This window comes from Janthinobacterium sp. FW305-128, from assembly GCF_020858135.1.
Classification (GTDB): domain Bacteria; phylum Pseudomonadota; class Gammaproteobacteria; order Burkholderiales; family Burkholderiaceae_D; genus Janthinobacterium.
In genome coordinates this window covers 405,798-423,565 of sequence record NZ_JACYMK010000003.1, presented here as the reverse complement: position 1 = coordinate 423,565, position 17,768 = coordinate 405,798, and the positions used below count along the sequence as shown (strand labels likewise).

The 17,768-nt window shown below is 58.0% G+C and carries 13 protein-coding genes; 1 reads left to right on the top strand and 12 read right to left on the bottom strand.

The annotated features are described in order from the left end of the window. Positions 1-77: 77 nt before the first annotated feature. The 8 genes from IGS60_RS09530 to IGS60_RS09495 all read right to left on the bottom strand — a co-directional run bounded on the left by IGS60_RS09530 (position 78) and on the right by IGS60_RS09495 (position 10,721). Positions 78-1,340 carry a glycosyltransferase family 4 protein gene (locus IGS60_RS09530; protein WP_230503999.1) on the bottom strand — a complete coding sequence of 421 codons (1,263 nt, stop codon included), beginning with the start codon at positions 1,338-1,340 and terminating at the stop codon, positions 78-80. Next, complete coding sequence (locus IGS60_RS09525; RefSeq protein WP_230503996.1) at positions 1,321-2,631, bottom strand: nucleotide sugar dehydrogenase; 1,311 nt, start codon at positions 2,629-2,631, stop codon at positions 1,321-1,323. Before IGS60_RS09525 ends, IGS60_RS09530 begins: the two co-directional genes overlap by 20 nt. Further along, the gene (locus tag IGS60_RS09520) at positions 2,628-4,643 is read right to left on the bottom strand and encodes an alginate lyase family protein (RefSeq protein ID WP_230503994.1); all 2,016 of its coding nucleotides are present in this window, start codon (positions 4,641-4,643) and stop codon (positions 2,628-2,630) included. Before IGS60_RS09520 ends, IGS60_RS09525 begins: the two co-directional genes overlap by 4 nt. Positions 4,644-4,650: 7 nt before the next feature. Further along, complete coding sequence (asnB, locus tag IGS60_RS09515; RefSeq protein WP_268994000.1) at positions 4,651-6,519, bottom strand: asparagine synthase (glutamine-hydrolyzing); 1,869 nt, start codon at positions 6,517-6,519, stop codon at positions 4,651-4,653. 26 nt (positions 6,520-6,545) lie between these two features. Next, entirely contained in the window at positions 6,546-7,628 is a 1,083-nt protein-coding gene (locus IGS60_RS09510) for a glycosyltransferase family 4 protein (protein ID WP_230503991.1), read from the bottom strand. Between the two features lie 118 nt (positions 7,629-7,746). Next, on the bottom strand, positions 7,747-8,433 hold the full coding sequence (locus tag IGS60_RS09505; RefSeq protein ID WP_230503989.1) for an acyltransferase: 687 nt from the start codon (positions 8,431-8,433) through the stop codon (positions 7,747-7,749). A 61-nt stretch (positions 8,434-8,494) separates the two neighbouring features. Further along, positions 8,495-9,478 carry an acyltransferase family protein gene (locus IGS60_RS09500; RefSeq protein WP_268993999.1) on the bottom strand — a complete coding sequence of 328 codons (984 nt, stop codon included), beginning with the start codon at positions 9,476-9,478 and terminating at the stop codon, positions 8,495-8,497. 37 nt (positions 9,479-9,515) lie between these two features. Then, on the bottom strand, positions 9,516-10,721 hold the full coding sequence (locus IGS60_RS09495; RefSeq protein ID WP_230503985.1) for a glycosyltransferase family 4 protein: 1,206 nt from the start codon (positions 10,719-10,721) through the stop codon (positions 9,516-9,518). A 345-nt stretch (positions 10,722-11,066) separates the two neighbouring features. Between IGS60_RS09495 and IGS60_RS09490 the strand changes: the two genes are divergently transcribed. Continuing rightward, positions 11,067-11,474: a serine O-acetyltransferase gene (locus IGS60_RS09490; protein WP_099410436.1), complete on the top strand. Its 408-nt coding sequence runs from the start codon at positions 11,067-11,069 to the stop codon at positions 11,472-11,474. A 59-nt stretch (positions 11,475-11,533) separates the two neighbouring features. Here IGS60_RS09490 and IGS60_RS09485 read toward each other — a convergent pair whose 3' ends face one another. The 4 genes from IGS60_RS09485 to IGS60_RS09470 form a co-directional block, all read right to left on the bottom strand. Beyond that, the gene (locus IGS60_RS09485; protein ID WP_230503983.1) at positions 11,534-13,753 is read right to left on the bottom strand and encodes a heparinase II/III family protein; all 2,220 of its coding nucleotides are present in this window, start codon (positions 13,751-13,753) and stop codon (positions 11,534-11,536) included. Positions 13,754-14,134: 381 nt separating this feature from the next. Next, complete coding sequence (locus IGS60_RS09480; RefSeq protein WP_218963616.1) at positions 14,135-14,809, bottom strand: glycosyltransferase family 32 protein; 675 nt, start codon at positions 14,807-14,809, stop codon at positions 14,135-14,137. Positions 14,810-14,856: 47 nt separating this feature from the next. Continuing rightward, positions 14,857-16,119: a lipopolysaccharide biosynthesis protein gene (locus IGS60_RS09475; RefSeq protein WP_099410434.1), complete on the bottom strand. Its 1,263-nt coding sequence runs from the start codon at positions 16,117-16,119 to the stop codon at positions 14,857-14,859. Next, positions 16,116-17,708: a hypothetical protein gene (locus tag IGS60_RS09470; RefSeq protein ID WP_230503981.1), complete on the bottom strand. Its 1,593-nt coding sequence runs from the start codon at positions 17,706-17,708 to the stop codon at positions 16,116-16,118. Before IGS60_RS09470 ends, IGS60_RS09475 begins: the two co-directional genes overlap by 4 nt. Positions 17,709-17,768: the final 60 nt, after the last annotated feature.

Here is a 17,768-nt window from a genome sequence, read left to right as displayed (position 1 = left end):
TTGAGGAGCATGCACGCTCGACACTATGAGCGTTCAGGCGATCAGCACGCCGCGTGCGGCGCTTTTGTCCGGCGCTATCAGCGGCCGTCCTTGCTCAAGGTCACCGGAGCGGCGGGCACGGCGGCGGGAAACAGGCGCGCATACGCGGCCAGCAGCTTGGGCGCTTCATATTCCCACTCCAGCTCGTTGATCACGCGATGGCGGCCGAACGCGCCCATCTGCTCGCGGCGGGCCGGGTCGTCCAGCAACTCGACGATCTTGCGCGCCATGTCGACAGGATCATTCTTCAATGCATACAAGGATGCCTGCTGTGCGGAAACCTTACCCTCGACCAGATCAAACTGCACGATCGGCTTGCCCAAAGCCATGTATTCCATGATCTTGTTCATGGTCGACTTGTCGTTCATGTCGTTGGCCACGTCGGGATTGACGCAGACATCGGACGTATTGAGCATTTCCAGCAATTGCTGATCCGGTACGCGCCCCGTAAACGTCACGTAGTCGCCGATGCCCAGGTCGTGCGCCATCTGCTTCATCTGCTCGAGCGAGGTGCCGCCCCCGACCAGGCCAAACTGCACGTCCTCGCGCTTCAAGGTTTGCACGATGTATTGCGCCGCCTGCAGCAGCAGGTCGATGCCTTCCTGCGCGCCCATCACGCCCACGTAACCGACCAGGTAGGTGCGGCCCTTCTTGAGTTCCGGCACGGGCGGCAGCACGCGCAGACGGTCCAGCTTGGGTCCGCTGCGCACCACGTAGACATCCTCGGGCTTCATGCCGCCCCGCTCGATGGCGATCTTCTTGTACGACTCGTTGGTGGCGATCGACACGTCGGCGCTCTGGAACGACCAGCGCTCGAACAGCACCATCAGCTTGTAAAAGAAATCGCGGCGGCCGAACTTGGCTTCGTACAGCTCCGGATTGATGTCATGGTGGTCGAACAGGAAACGCTTGCCCATCGTCAACTTGAAGAAGCCGCCGATGAGGAACAGCAAGTCAGGCGGATTGCAGGCGTGAATCACGTCAAAGCCGCGCGCGAAATGCACTTTCCATGCCAGGCGGAAAGTGTGGAACAGCGCCAGCGAATACTCGACCAGATAGCCCTTCGCCCCTTCCGCTTCCAGCGGCAGGTGGTAGCGGTAGATATGGATGCCGTCGATGGCTTCGTAGCGCGACTCGTAGCCCTTGCCCGTCGGGCAGATGATCGACACTTCGTAGCCATTCGCATGCAGGGTGGTCGCTTCCTGCCACACGCGCCGGTCGAACGGCGACGGCAGGTTTTCCACCAGGATCAGGACACGGCGCGGCTGCCCTGCTACCTTGTTACCAGCAGATGCCGTCATATTGCTCTCCACTTTGTTCTTGGCTGATGCGCACCAGGTCGACGATGTGCTGGTGCGGTTGCAGGCTGGCGGGCACGGTCTTGAATTCGGCCGCGCCATTGCCGATGACGATGGTGTCGGCAAAATCGAGCACGTCCTGCATGTTCGTCACCATCAGCTTGGAAATGTGCGGGATGTGATTGAGGATGTAATCCTGGTTCGCGCCCGTCAAGGCGGCCAGGTTGACGTTCTTGTCGTACAGTTTCAGCTCGTAGCCCTTGCCCAGCAGATATTCGATCACATCGACCAGCGGCGACTCGCGCAAGTCGTCCGTGCCGGCCTTGAACGAAAAGCCCAGGATGCCCACCTTGCGCGCCCCCTTGTCGACGATCATCTTGATGCCCTTTTCCACTTGCCGCTGGTTCGACGGCAGGATGGAGTTAAGCAAGGGCAAATCGAGGTCCAGGCTGCGCGCCTTGTAGGTCAGCGCGCGCACGTCTTTCGGCAGGCACGAGCCGCCGAAGGCAAAGCCCGGCTTCATGTAGTAGGGCGACAGGTTCAGCTTGGTATCCTGGCAGAAGATTTCCATCACCTTGTGGCCATCGATGCCGACGGCCTTGCAGATATTGCCGATCTCGTTGGCGAACGCCACTTTGACGGCGTGCCAGGTGTTGTCCGTGTACTTGACCATCTCGGCCGTCTCGACGTCCGTGCGCACCAGCGGCGCATCCATCTTTTCATACAGCTGCACCAGCAGCGCGCCCGCCTTTTCATCGGATTCGCCGATGACCGTCTTCGGCGGATTGTAGTAATCGTAGACGGCCGTGCCTTCGCGCAGGAATTCCGGGTTGTTGCACACGCCGAAATCGACGCCGGCCACCTTGCCCGATGCCGCTTCCAGAGTCGGAATGACGAGCGCGCGCATGGAACCCGGCAGCATGGTCGAGCGCGCCACGACGACGTGGAAGCTGTCCTTCTCGGCGATGGCGGCGCCGATTTCCTGGCATACCTTGCGCACGTGGCTCAGGTCCAGATTGCCATTCAGTTGCGATGGCGTGCCCACGCAGATGAGCGACATGTCGGAGCCGAAGACGGCGTCGCGCACGTCCGCCGTGGCGCGCAAATGGCCGCTTTTCACGGTGGCGGCGATCATCTCGCCGATGTCTTTTTCGATGATGGGCGTGGTGCCCTGGTTGATCAGATCGACCTTGGTCTTGTTCGGATCGACGCCGATCACTTCATGCCCATCGGTTGCCAGGCAACCGGCCGATACGGCACCCACATAACCCAAACCAAATATGCTAATTTTCATGTTTTCCTCGTATTTTCTGACAGATCAGGGGTAGCTAAACTCAAGCGTAACTCGGTGCGCAAGGCGGTCGTGCCTTGCACCTGTGCGCGCCAGACCAGGGTCGGCGCGGCTTGCTTTTCATCAAAATGATGCGATATCCATCCCAGCGGCGGATTGTCGCTGCCGTGCACCAGTTGCAGGGAGGCATCTGGCAACGATGGCAAATGCATTTCCAGCGAGAAGGCATCGCCGGCCACGCGCAGCACCTGGCCATCCAGCTGCACGCGGCAGCGGGGATCGACGTGCCAGAACAGCTCCACTGCATGCGCGCCCTCGCATTCGAGCACGTCGTCAACCACGATCAGTGCTGCGCCGGGCGCCACGCGCACGTCGCGCCGATGTAGCACAGCATCTTTCAAGCCCAAGTAGCCGTCATGGCTGGCGCTCCAGAATTGCCCCTCAACATCGTCACGCCAGGCCAGACATCGCGCGCGGGCCTTGCGCAGCCACAAGAAGTTGCCGCCCGACTCGGACTGGTCACGGCCATCGATGCGCACGGTGTTGTGCGCGCTGGTGCCGCGGAAATAATCGCGCCACCGCTTTTGCGTGTGGTACGCATAGGTGCCCGGGTCGACCAGCACCATCTGCCCCGCCACCGACAAGGTCAGCGCCAGCGCATCGGCGTGGCCGTGCGCGGCGATGCCCAGGTAACCCAGCGGACCTGCGTCGGCGGTCAAGCGCACTTCGGCCGGCGTATCGAAGCGCGCGCCCATTAGGTAATAACCGCCATCGGGGAAGGCACGCGGCAAGGTATCGGGCACAGCGTCCGGCAAGGCATCAAATGCCTGGCGCCCCGTCTCGCCCAGCAGCCAGGCGCTTTTCTCGTCGAAGATACGCGCCTTGGCCTTGAAGTCGGCGCGGCCAAACAGGGCCGCACCGCTGGCCAGCAGCGAGGTATAGGGATTCGCGCCGGGCGCCTTGTCCCAGTGCGCCAGCAATGCGTCATCGGCGTCGCCGATCATCGGCAGCTCGCCCGCCACGGTCGTCATGGCAGCGATAAAGACCAGTATGGCTTCCAGGCGCTGTAAAAAGGCAGCCGAGCGGGGCCGGCCGTTGGCCCGGCCTGCCAGGACGCACAGCAGCATTTCGTCGGCCACCGTGTGCTGGTAATAAATGGCTTGCTCGCGGTTCACACCGTCCGGACCGTTCTGTTTCAACGCTTCCGCTTCCAGCTCGCGCTCCGTCTGCGACAGCCAGCCTGCACTTTCCGGCCAGCACGGCCATGTGAGCGCGGCGATGTGCAAGCCCGTCAACTCGCCAAACAGGTGGTTGTTGGCCGACGAGTGGCGCGAAAAATGTCCGGCGATGAAATGGCAATGCTGGTAGATGCTGTCGAGCCAGCGCTGCAGGAACGCCTGCCCTTGCGCCCCCTCAAACAGGGGACTATTCATGCCGCCGAGCAAGTGCCACGCGTGCGACCAGCTGACCAGACGCAAGGCCAGTTCCAGCGCGCTGCTCCAGTTCGGCCCCAGCGGATACGGGCACTGCTGCCACCACGATTCCAGCAGCGCTTGCGCGCCGTGCGCATGGCGCAGCTCGCCGCCCAGCCGGTATGCCATCGCGAGGTCGGCCACGGCCAGGTGGCGGTTCGGTTCCCACAGGCATTTGATGTCGCCCACCACCGCTTCATCGCGGTAATTGAGCGTCTTGCCAAAGCCCAGCGGCACCACGGTGCCCGTCTTCGGATCGCGGTTCCATTGGGGCGGGAAACCCAAGTCCGCATCGCGCAGGGCGAAAACATCGAAGCGGCCCGCCAGGATGCGTTCGGCCGCCGCCAGGTGCGGCGCCGCGTCGACGGGTAGTCCCAGCCATGGCGCGCCGAAACGCTGGCGCGCGGCCTCTGGCGGCACCAGGGCCAGGCCATAGCCGCGTGCCTGCAGACGTTGCCTCACGGCATCGTGCACGCGGTGTGCCACCTCGGGCGCGCCCATGGCGCGCAGGCGGTTCAGTTTCCAGGACAGATTGCTCAGCATGCGCATGTCACAGATACTGGCGGTGCCAGATTTCCAGGGTGAGCAAGCTCCACAGCAGCTTCTCGTGGTTTTGCCGCCCGGCCACGTGCTCGGCCAGCACCTGCTGCAGGGCTTGCGCATGGTAGTAGTGACGCGTGCGCGAATCGGCGCCCGTCAAGTGTTCATACAGATAATCCTTCATGGGGCCGCGGAACCATTCGTTGACGGGCACGCGAAAGCCCACCTTCGGCCGTTCCAGGATGGCTTGCGGCAGCAGCTGTTTCATGGCTTCGCGCAAGATCCACTTGGTGGTACGGCCGCGCACGCGGTACTCGTCCGGCAGGCTCGACACATATGCGGCCAGTTCGTGGTCCATGAAAGGCATGCGCGCCTCGAGCGAGGCAGCCATGGTCATGCGGTCACCCCGCTCGAGCAGATTGTCGGGCAGCCAGCTCAGCTGATCGAAGCACAGGATGCGGCGCAAGGCGCTGTTGCCGGCGCTGCCGCAGCCCAGCGAAGGATCGCGCTGGCGCGCCGGCGCCGGCATGGCCACCAGACGCGCGCGCTCCTGGTCGGACATCATGCCGAACCAGCGCGGCATGCGCTCGTCGAACGCTTCCAGGCCCAGGTTCACGATGGCCGTCTTGGCGCGGCGGAAACGATACGGCAAGGCGCCGATGGCCGGTTCGATCAGGCCGCGGCGCAGCAGGCCCGGCAGCATCTGGTAGTTGCCCGCATAGCGCTCGTACACGTGCTTCGGGTAGCCGCCGAGGATTTCATCGGAGCCTTCACCCGTCAAGACCATCTTCACGGTCTTGCGCGATTCTTTTGCCAGCAGATAAATGGGGATGTCGGACGGCTCGGCCACCGGGGCGTCGCGGAAGCGCACAAGGTCGGGCAGCAGCGCGATGACCTGGTCAACCGATACTTCCAGTTCATGGTGATCGGTCTTGAACTGGCGGGCGATATCGGCCGCATATGCCAGTTCGCTGAAGCCGCCCTCCTTGAAGCCAACGGAGAAGGTCTTGACCGGCAATTCCGTATGGCGCGACATCAGCGCCACCACGGCCGACGAATCGATGCCGCCGGACAGGAAAGCGCCGAAAGGCACGTCGGAAATCATGCGGATGCGCACCGATTCATCGAGCTTGTCGAGGAAGGTGACGACAGGATCGGCGGGCAACGGGGCCGCCACGCGCGACCGGCTGTCGGCAGGCGTGAAATACACCTGTTCGCGCAGTGCGCCGTTTTCCCATGTCAGGGTGGAACCAGGCGCCAGTTTGCGAATACCCTGGAACAGGGTTGCCGGGCCCGGCACGTAGCGGTAGGCGAAATAATCCCAAATGGCGGACTCGTCAGCTTGCGCGGCGACACCAGGAACGGCCAGCAAGGCCTTGATTTCCGAGGCAAACAGCAAGCCGCCCGCGTGTTCGCACAGAAACAGCGGTTTCTTGCCGAACGGATCGCGCGCGATAAACAGACGGTCGTGGCGCGCATCCCATATGGCGAAGGCAAACATGCCGCGGAAATGCCGCACGCACTCTTCGCCCCACTGCACATACGCGTGCACGATGGTTTCCGTATCGGACGCGGTTTTGAAGATATGCCCCAAGGCAATTAACTCTTCCCGCAGTGACTGGAAATTGTAGATTTCGCCGTTAAAAATCACTTGCACCGAGCCGTCGGCATTGCCCAGCGGCTGGTGGCCGGTGGCCAGATCGATGATCGACAGGCGCCGGTGCACCAGGCCCACGCGATACTGCGCGTCGCTGCTGACGACATCGAGGATGCCGGTATCGTCAGGACCCCGATGGGCAATTGCCGCCCCCATCGCGGTCATGATGTCACGCTGTCCAGGAACAGATACGGGGAGAATGAAGCCAGCAATACCACACATGAATAACAGCCTCTTGAAAAGTAATCTTATCGACGCAGTGCGCCATAGGTATCGCGAAAATCCTGTGCCAGGCGCTCCAGCGAATACTGGCTTTCGATACGCAAGCGGCAGGCCTGGCCCATGCTTTGCAGCAAGGCACGGTCCCCATCGAGCCGTAAAATAGCCTGCGCCAGTGCCTGTGGATCGCGCAATGCCACGAAAAATCCGTGCACGCCATCCTGCATCACATCGGGAATGGCGCCCACCGGACACACCAGCGCCGGCGTACGGGCCGCCATACTCTCCAACAAGGCATAGGGCAGGCCCTCATGATGCGTTGGAAACCCAAATACATCCGCACATTTCCACAACTGGTCTTTCTCCTTGCCAAACACCGGCCCGAGGAAGCTCACGGCGTCCTGCAAGCCCAATTCGACGACTTTCGCCCGCAAGGAGACCTCGGCTGGGCCACTACCAGCGATCTTCAACGTCGCGGTGACGCCGGCAGAGCGAACCATAGCCAGAGCCGAAAGCAATTCGAATAGGCCCTTGCTTTCCGCCAGCCTTCCCACATAGACCAGCAGCAAGGGACGGACATGCATTCGTTTGTCCTGCGGATCATCGGCGATATCGATGGCATTCGGTATCACCGCCAACGGCAGTGCGTCATCAAAATGTTGATAGGCGCGCAATTCCGTTTGTGCCAGCAACACAACCTTGTCAACAGAACGCAGCACCTTGCGCAACAGGCCTGTAAGCAACGGCCGGTTGCCAAAAAAATTCTCTGGCAGCGCGCCGCCATGGACCTGATAGACGACTTGTTTGCCCATCAGTTTGGCGATAAATACATACACAATATCGCGCCAGTAACTCTTTTGCTCCATCGACGTGTTTACATGGACAATGTCGGGACGTTTCCGCAACAACGATACGGCAAATTGAAACGGGCTGATCATAAGACGCAGCAATTTTCCTGATGCGGACTCCCCGCGCCCTTCGCTGCCCACCTGGAAATGTACAAGATGAAAATCTCGCGACAAGCTGGAACGGTACATTTGATTCAGATGGGTACTGACCCCACTGACCGCATCAAGGGACGGTCCAAGCAACATCACAGTAATCATTTTCATATTATAAATTATTTTTTTGCAATCTAGTTAATCATGTAACCAGTGTGCGCGCGATATCACTTTGCGCAGCGAGAAAAACTGGCGCAAGCATAAAAAACCTGCTTTTCAGGCATGATTCTCAATCGCGTATGCCGGCGGCATGGAGAAAAGCCTCAAAGGATGCGAACTGCGCCTTGTGATTCGCCACATACCGCGGATAGGCCCGGTCCAGTTGGCGTTTCACCGGCACGCGGTCGTCCAGCTGGTCGCCATCCATGAACAACGGAAATTCTTCCCAGAAATCTTCCACCACAGGGCGCCGCCCCAGACGCTCCTGGATGCTGCGCGCATACTCAAAGGCTTCAGCCACACATTTGACTTTGCGCTTTTCATAATATTGCTCGACATTTCCGACAATCCGCGCCGGATTGCCCGCTACGATCGCGCCGGACGGTACGTCCCTGGTGACGACAGCGCCATAGCCGATCACGCAGTTATCGCCGATGGTCACACCCTTGAGTACAGTGCAGTTGCGGGCAAAATACACGTTTCGGCCGATCACCACCTTACCCGAAGAATTAACGAAGTCGCCATGCAAATCCAGGAACAGGTTGGTGACGAAATCATGCGTCAGAATCTCCGTGCCAGAATTGATCGTCGTTCCCGCGCCAATTTCCAGCAAGGTTGGGCGCGTGACATCGATACTGATGGTCTTCAAATTTCCCCAACGAATGTTTTCACCAAGCGCAACGCCGCGCCCGCGAAGCATCTGCTCAAAACGACGTACCCGCCGCGCAGCAAGAATTTTTTTTATGGAAGCAAGCATACCGATTATCCCAAGTCATTAATAACAGAACTATCCACAAGATGCGGGACAGTCGTGCAACTTACAAAATATAGCGCCAGCGTCGCGCCAACAGCACCAGCGGCAGGCTGGCAAGCAACGACAGGAACAGTCCTGCCAAGGTCAGGCTTCCCCAGTCTTGCCATCCCCAATAGACCCCCAAGGCCAGGCAAGCAGGATGAATAAAGTAGACTGCGGATGACATTCTGGAGGCCAGCATGCTGCCGTGCGGGGGGGCATGCAGTGCTGCCATGAAGCATGCTGGTGCTGCCAGGGCCAGCGCAAACACCATGTCGAAACCTTTCTTGGTCGCGCCTTGCAAGAGATAGTTCGCATGCGCCTCCAGCAGAACAAGAAGCAATGCTGCAGCGGCAACGCTCACCATCGCCGCCTGGCTTCGCGGACGCCAGGCATGTCTGGCGATCAAGAAGCCCGCACACAGGAAAGGGAAGCCAAAAAACAAAAAGTTACGGGACATCCAGTTCAGCGCCACGATATTTTGCAGCAGAGAGGATGAGAAATTGTGATAAACACGACAATATTGCAGACAGCCCCCCATCACAAACAAGATGGCGGCCATGGCAGCAAGACGGGCGCTTGCCTGCTTACGCAAGCAATATAGCAAGATACCGGCACAGATCAGGCCCGACATATACCAGAGGTGGTGATACCCCATCACCACCGTGGCAAACAGCATGGCCCAGGCAGTCATACCGGAGAGTGCCTGCGGATGCAGGTAGCATGGCAAATACAGCACCATCCAGAATGCGTAAATACCGGCAGATTTTTTCAACCAAGAAAGAAAAGTGGCTCTGCTCGTACATGCCTTGCTGAAATAATAGCCATTCATAATGAAAAAGACGGGTACCGCTATGCGGAAGAGGCCATTGACCGTCAAATAGGCGCCTTCGCCAACCGCCTCGCTTCCGGCATGCAAAGCCAGTACCATGACGGCCAGCACCATGCGAAATCCATCGAGCACCCCGTCACGCGGGGGGGCACTATTTGCTGGTGACAAAGTTCCCATCCATTGATCTCCTTTGCCTTCGGTACTTGGCAAAAGCCTAGGCGGCTGCGATATGGCGATACTGTTGAGCAACATGCTCAGCAATGATGGCATAGCTGCGCGCGCTGGCAATATACGCCGGCCCATGGCTGGCGCGCAAACGGGCGCGTTCCGGGTTGGCCAGCACCTCGTCCATGGCGCTGGCCATGGCGGCCGGCATGCTAACCGTCAGCCAGCCGGCCTGACTGGCCTCCAGCACCTGCACCTGGTCGGGGCTGTCATTGCCGACGGCGGGCATTGCCAGGGCCAGGTATTCCAGTAATTTGGTAGGAGAACTGACATCGTAGCGGACTCCGCGTGGAATATAGGACAGCGCCAGATCGGCGCCCAACAGCAATTCCCAGGCCTGCGCCGAAGGCAGCCACCCGGTAATGCGGACAGCGTCGGACAGGCCGGCACGCTCCGCGTACTGCAGCAAGTCCTGCTCGTCCTGTACATAGGGAGAACCACCGATCAATAACAGACAGGCACGCGGAACCGTTACGCGCAACAACTGGAGCGCCTCGATCAGGCGTTCGACATTACGCGATTTGTCCAGGGTCCCCAGATAGGCGAGCAGCGGTACGTCCTGCCAGCCTTCCGGACGCCTGCTCGATCGGGGGGCGCCTTCCATGAGTTCCATGTCCACGCCCATCGGCACGGCACTCAGGCGCTCGGCAGGAATTCCTTTTGCGATCATATAGTCACGCATGGCATCGCTTTGCACGAAAATGTGCTTGGCACCCGGCAAGACGAGCCGGTATAGAAGTTGCGCCTCCAACAATCCTTTGACCAGTACCAGCCGCTGACGCAGACTGGGCTGGCGAGCCAGCTGATGGCGCGCGTTTTCTATGCGGCCTTCGCACATCAGGTAGGATACCCAATAGGTAAATGGAATTTTCTTGAAGCGGGCAATACACATTGCAAGCAGGCCGATCGACACCATGTCACGTACCTGGATAATATGGCAGTCGCCACGCCGGGCTGACAGCAGACTACGAAGGCTCAGCTTGATGAACGACCATTCGCGCCGCAAGCGGCTGGAGTGATAAAGGGGACGCTGCGCCGAGGCAAAGTTCTGTTCCTGGAATGGCGCACTGTCCGCCGTCCCCACCAGATCACATACGACTTGATGGCGGGGCAAATATTTACCGAACAGGACAGCCACATCCGGACGAAAGGTCGGCAATGCCTCAGGCACGAGCTGTAGTATTTTGAGAAACATGTATGAAGAGTCGCAGAGGCAAGGTGAATCAATCGTCGAGGACGAAAAATATTATCATAAATGGCATAGAATTATTATAATTGTACCATCCATGCCTGCGAACAATGTCAGTTACACCATATCTTCGGCAGAATGACTCGTACTGCCAGAATAAAGTGTACAGGGCAACAGGCCATACATCCGATATTTCATTGCAATGTCACCAGCTATCCGGTTACGCTGCCGTCTGCCGTCTGCCGTCTGCCGTCTGCCGTCTGCCGTCTGCCGTCTGCCGTCTGCCGTCTGCCGTCTGCCGTCGCCACGCCGCCGTACATACACCGCCAACTTGAAAAGGCCGCGCTCCCCATGCTAAAAATATTTCGCCTGTCTGCTTGGCTACACCGCCATCGCATCCCGTTCCTGCCAAGAATTCTCTACGTGCTCAACCGCATGCTCTTTGCCGTGGTGTTGCCGCCAGGCGTAACAATGGGCAAGGACGTATTGCTGGCATATAGCGGGCTGGGTACCGTTGTGCATGCACGTGCCGTCATTGGCGACCGCGTCAAGATATCGCAGAACGTCACCATCGGTGGGCGCGCTGGATTGCTGAAGGTTCCGGTGATCGAAGATGATGTGGAAATTGGTGCGGGCGCCTGTGTCCTGGGGCCCATTACGATAGGCCGCAGCGCGAAGATAGGTGCCAATGCGGTAGTGCTGCATGACGTGCCAGCCGGTGCCACCGCGGTCGGCATCCCGGCGCGCCCCGTTTTTTAGAACCGCAAGCGAGCTTGCAACACTGCCGGCATGGCGCCGGCAGTGTCATCAAGTTTGCATCAAGGCAAGACGATAGACTGCGTACCCACGGTGAGTTGTCGTCCTGTCGACGTTTGCGTCAGCTGCGATTTGATTCCCTTGCAACCCACATCGAGCACCACCAGAAACTCGCCTTTCAATGCCGCAGCCGGTTTGACGAAGGCCGCGTGGTCTTCTATCGTACCGACCTTCGGTGGCGGACTCAAACGCTTGGCCAGCGCCGTACCGTCAGTCGATAATGATTGCAGACACAGGCTGCGATCAACGTTGACGATCTTTGCCGCATTGGCAGTGGTAAAGGTAATGGGCGCGGCAGCATGCAGGTTCCATTCGAAAATACGCGGTGTCGCCGAAGCGAGCGTATCAAGCACAACTACCATATCCTGACCTCGCAAATACCAGACCTTGCGTAAAGCCGTCGTCAACAATCCGTTGTAAGCGGGCAAGGCATCGCCTTCGGCATAGTCCAGCGTCGGCGACGTGTGGAAGGCAGTAATGCGCCCCTTGCGATCCAGCAACTCCAGCGTGCCGGCGACTGGTTGGCCCAGCCCGCCATCGACCGTCACAGCATTGTGCGCCTTGGTGGTGCGATACCAGCTCATCGCTTGCGGCGATGCAAAATAATCCTGATAACCCGCCTCCGTCAGCAGTTTGCGGCCACCGCTGTTGATCACGATGCTATTTTGGTCACCATGACTATGGTTATAGGAGCCATACGGACTGGACTTGAAGAAAACGGAAGTGCGCGCCCGGTCGGCCATACTGCTATGCATGGCCACCCAGCCGATACTTGGAAACAGCATCGCATTCGGCGGCGGCGCCGGGGCGGTCACTGTTGCCACTGGCAGGGGATACGGCGCCTGCAGCAACGTAATCGGATTTTCCTCTCCCACCGTGTTGTTGACAAACCACGCCGCAGCGGGCGTTTTCTGGCGCGAGATGAACGCTTTCATCAATGCCTGATCAGGCACGCCTTCATGTACGTCGCCAAACACATGGCTAGGGGTGCCAGGCGGAGTGAATTGCATGAAGAAACTGGCAAAGCCCGCTGCCCATGGTTTTTCAAACAGGTTGATGCCGGTTGCCTGGGCCAGTGGCTGCCACACTTGCATCTGCATGTCGATCGTGTACTGCGCATACGCCGTGCCATTGGAATAGCCCCCTTCGGCGCCACTCCAGACATGGATCAAGTGCGCATATGAGCGCACTGCAAAATCGAGCCAGACCTTCGCTTCAGGTGATTCGCCCAGTGCCAGGACAGAAATCAGGCTTAGGTAGCCAAGTGCCTCGATACCGTGCGAGTCCAGCGGTGTCTGGTCAAGCCGGCCATTGCCCACCGCCAGATTATCGTAGATTGGGCGCGCGCGCAGAATCGCCATGTCCATCCAGACCTTGCGCCGTGGGGTATCCAGCTCATTCCAGAGCAAGTCGGCCCCCTTGGCCAGCACCAGCGACATCATGCGCGCCACCTGGTCTTGCGCCGCAAAGCTGGTTGCGCCCTCGGGATCGAGCGAAGCGATCTGGTCGCCTCGCGCAATGGCTTCCTGCAGATACTTCTTGTCGAGGGTGAGTCGATACATGAGCGCCGCAGCTTCCATCTGCCGTATCACGCTCCCCATCGTATTCGACACCAGCACATATTGGGCGGAAATTGCCGCGGCGCCTGCCGTCGATGACAAGGGGGGGAAGTTCGCATTAGATACCGGCGCCAGTGAAATCATGCGCGTATTCACTTCGGTAGTGAGCTTGGCAAGGGCACCGCCGCGATCTGCGCGCATTGCAGCGGACCAGTTGCTTGCCAACTGGAAGTTGGTCGCCAGTTGCCGCGGACGTGGGTGAGCAAGTATCGCCGTACCAATATTATTATTCTCGGGCACGACAAATTGTTTGGATGTCGCATCAATCATGAAACCACGCCAATCCGACCATTCGATAACCGAACTCAGAGGGCGCACCCGCCACGCATACTGGCCAGCCTCAAGGGGCTGCGCTAGCAGGATGAAATTGCGGCTGACCGTATAGGAGGTAGTCGTCCCGCCCTTACGTTGGATTTCAACCACATATTGCGCCGGATAAGTCCGATGACGCGCCCATGTGATGGAAGGGGGATTTTGCGGCTGAGTCTGCAATTGATCTGGCGCAGGGCGTACGATGCCTGGCGTGGCCGACATGACCCAGTCTGCACGGCTGGGCAAACAAGTCACCAGCAGGCTGGCCAGCAACAAGCCCGAACTGGTCATTATTCTTGTAGGCATTTGATATCTCCTGATATAGAGGTGAAGGGCATGATAAGCGCCTCCCAGACTGCAGTCAGGCTTGCCGGTGTCAACTCACCAGTGAACATATCGGACTCAAGGGGGAACTTCTTCAATTAAAACAACGGCAACAGGGAAAAACGGCAGCGCCAGAAACACCTGATTAATGTTGCATTCAGCCGTCACTATACACCAAGGAATTGTAAATAACTGTCGCTTAGAGACAACCACCCCCACAAAAATCATATATGCGCAAAGCCGCTTAGAATGCGACTTAAGCAACCATTTACGAAAATGAAATGTGAAATATGGATAAATATAGCGCTTTAAGCATGACTAACCAACAAGCGAACAAATATCAAAATATTAATTCCAGTTTCCCGGAAAAGGATTGAAGGAAATCTGCCATTTACGGCGAATAGCAAATTTTGCCAAGGCACGGGATAGCAGCCGCTGCAGGCGCCCATCGGCCCAGGAACCATGTAATCCATAGTGATGTACGCCATAGGTTTCCGCCGTAACGTCCGCATACATGAATTGCCGGGGATTGCGCGCGATATCGGGATCATACGGATTAAACGGATAAAACGACTTGGGCGCCAGAATCCTGCTATGGTCCTCGCCTGCCAGGGCGACCGCGCGTTTGAGGATATGCGGTGAAGTGGCAAACATCTGGCGCCTGCTTAGCTCATCAGCAATAAGACTGCGCGCATGCTGCATCGTCAAATCACCAGCCTGACAGGCGATAAATGCGGTGGCGATAGAACGCTTGCTTTCGCGTGCCAGCAGGCAGTCCACGCCAATTAGTAACTCATCAATCGGACGGATCAATTCGAGATCGGTATCCAGATAAATGCCGCCATGCGCCACCAGTGCGTCAAAACGAACCCAATCGGCGACAAATGCCCATTTTTTTTGCCTGATCGCCGCGCGACAATAGGCATTATCTAAATTGGAATTACTCTCATTCCATAGCTTGATTTCATAATCGGGACAGTATTTTCTCCATGATGCCACGCACCGCTCGTGCAAGCCATTCATCTGTCCATCGCCAAACCAGCAATAATGTATTAGCTTAGGTATCATATTTATTGAGGCATCAAACGCCGTAGTAAGAATATTTTTAATATGGCCACAAGAGAAACATGCACGAGAAATGCGCTGACACTGCCAAGCAGGCCGTAGTGCGAAGTCAGCAGCCATAACATCATCAGGTAAAAGACATTCGACCCTATCGCGATAATAGTCGTCTGCCGCAACTTGCCAAGCGACCAATATAGGGCATGAGTCGTTACAAAGGTTCCCGCCAGCATGGCGCTGGCCAGCACCACGGCGAACTCCCATGGATAACTCTGCAGGCCAGAAAATATCAACGGCATCCATAATTTTTGGCTGGCAAAGCACAGCGCTCCGGCGACCAGCGAAACGCCTGAAAGCACGCGCAGCGTTTTCAGCCAGAGCGTAAAAGCACCGCGCACGTCGCCCGCGTTGACGCGTGAAGCAAATTCGGGAATGGAGGCTGAATAGAACGGGGCACTGGCCATATTCACCAGGGCATAAATCCGCTTCAGGATACTAAATACGCCGAGGTACTCTCCCGACAGCGAAAAACCCAGTATCACGCGGTCCAGCTGAGCCACAGGCAAGTCACAGATCGCCTGGAAAGTACTCCAGCGCCCAGCTCTGACTATGCGCCTCTGATCCACGGTGCTGGCCTCGAGGCTGCCATCGAGTCCCTTCCTGGCCAGGTGAATATATAAGAAGAGGCCCGCACAGCGCAGTGCTTCCGGCACAAAATAGGCCAGCACCAGCATAAATGCGCTTGGCGAAAAATGCGCTGCCAAAAATAGTGACAGCAGGCGTAACAGACTGCTCAGCAAACCAGCCAGCATCAACACCTGATATTTGTTAATCAGGCGAAAATAAGCCGTGGGGGTACCCACAATAGGAAAGATGGCCGCCAAGGCCAGCAATATCAGCTGAGACAAAGAAAAGGTACTTAGCTGGCTTAGCTGAAACAGCTTAAGTATCAGCATCACGGCCATGACCCCGCACACCGCGAGCAGCTCGAAACGCGCACTTTTCCAGACAGCCGCACTGAGTGCCTGCGGCAACAAGCGGCGGCCGGGCAACTCAATCAGCAATCCCTGCCAATACTGAAAATTGCACACGGTGAATACGGCCAGCGCAATTGACTGCACCAACACGAGGTGACCGAATGCGGCGATACCGATGATCTTCAGGCTGAGTGGAATGGCAAGTACGCTGACGCCTGCTGAAGCTATGTTCAGCAGAAACATCATCGAACTGTTTTTAAGCAAATTATTAAAACTGCTGCGCGAATGGCTCATCGTCCCGGCAGTGCCCCGGCACGCGCTGTGCGCGGCTTCTGAAGCGGCTGAACAGCTGCCGCATCCGCATGACGGTAACGGCAGAAATGCACAATGCAGCCCAGGCTGAAAAACATCAGCAATTGCAATGTGGATTCATCAAGCAAGGCACGGTTGTAGATCACTGTCGTACTGAGCATGATCATTGTAACCGTACTGACATCCACTATCGCCAGCCGTTCCGGATCGGCCCCCGAGAATTTCACGTAACGCAGACCCGCCACGATACCCGTCAGCGGGATGGCAAGGAAGGCCAGCAAGCCGAGGACGCCGACATCCCATAGCAACGCGGAAATGGCCGTGGCGTTGATGGCCAGGCGACGATAACGCACCGCGACAATACCTTGTCCCGTACCTGCATTCGTCGCGCTTGCGCCCGGCCCGTAGCCGACCAGGCGCTCCACCAGGGTCGGCATGGGGTCGCGATACCAAAGATACATGGAGGCGCCGCGCCCCACCTCGCCGGTGGTGTAGTTGACGCTGCGCGGATCAAAGAAATACCCGCCCGTCCGGTCGAGCTTTTCTTCCACCGTCTTGCCGCCACCGATCACGTCGCCCCAGTACAGTGCCTTGTAGGCGCCATATGTGCCCCCCATAAACAGGCCAATAAACAGGCCAAAGGTAACAAAGGCAAAGATGTTTTTCAGCACGCGCTGGCGCAGGATCAAAAAGAGGGCCAAAGGCAGCCAGACAAAAACTGCTTTAACTTCACCCAGGATACTGATTGCCAGAACCACCGCCAGCATGCCAGCCGGCAGCAAAGGCCCGCTCAGGCCGCGCACCCAGCGCGCCACCACATACAGCAGGCCGCTCGTGCTGAACAAGACCAACGTAGCGCTCATGCCCAGTCCGAAAGAGCCAACGACCCCATCCCAACCCAGGCTGCTTATCATGAAGAAATGCTGGTAAATTACAATTGGCAATTGGATCACTGTGATGATGGCGATCAGTTTCCAAAGCGTCTGGAGTCGGTTCAACGGCCATTCAAACCAGTACAGCGCAAACAACACGCCGAACATGGGTACGCAAAAGCGAAAGGCGGAAATCATCTTGGGCAAACTCAGGTGCCCAATGGCCATGCCGAAGAAAAAGAAGGACAAGTAGAGGAATGAGGCAACGATGACGGCGCTGGCGCCGAAAGCGGGCTTCGGCGCCAGTTCGCGGCGTCCATTGAAGGAACTCAACTCAAGAACGGCTCGGGCGAAAAACAGGGCGCCGAGGCCACTGCCTAGCCACGCCGCCAAACGCAGGTTGAACGCATACTGCGCCATGCCCTGCACCAGGAAAGTAAACACAAACAGGACCGGCAGCAAATTTTTCGTGTTGACCACCGCGACTACCGGCACGATCAGCATGATACCGGCAAGAATGAGGGTCAATTGATTCGAACCGAGCGCCACCACAGCACCGAGCAGCAGCGCCAGGAAAGCCACGCCTAGCGCAATCAATACGGTAGAGGCGCCCGGCATGCGCAAGCCCGCGTTTTTGCGGCGGGAGGAATTCGTTTGCGGCACACCTGCCGGGCTCAACTTAGCTCGAAAAAAACTCATCTTGATTCCAATTTGGGTGCAAGCTCGCACCACAATGATAGTTTGGGCTGCAAACCAGGC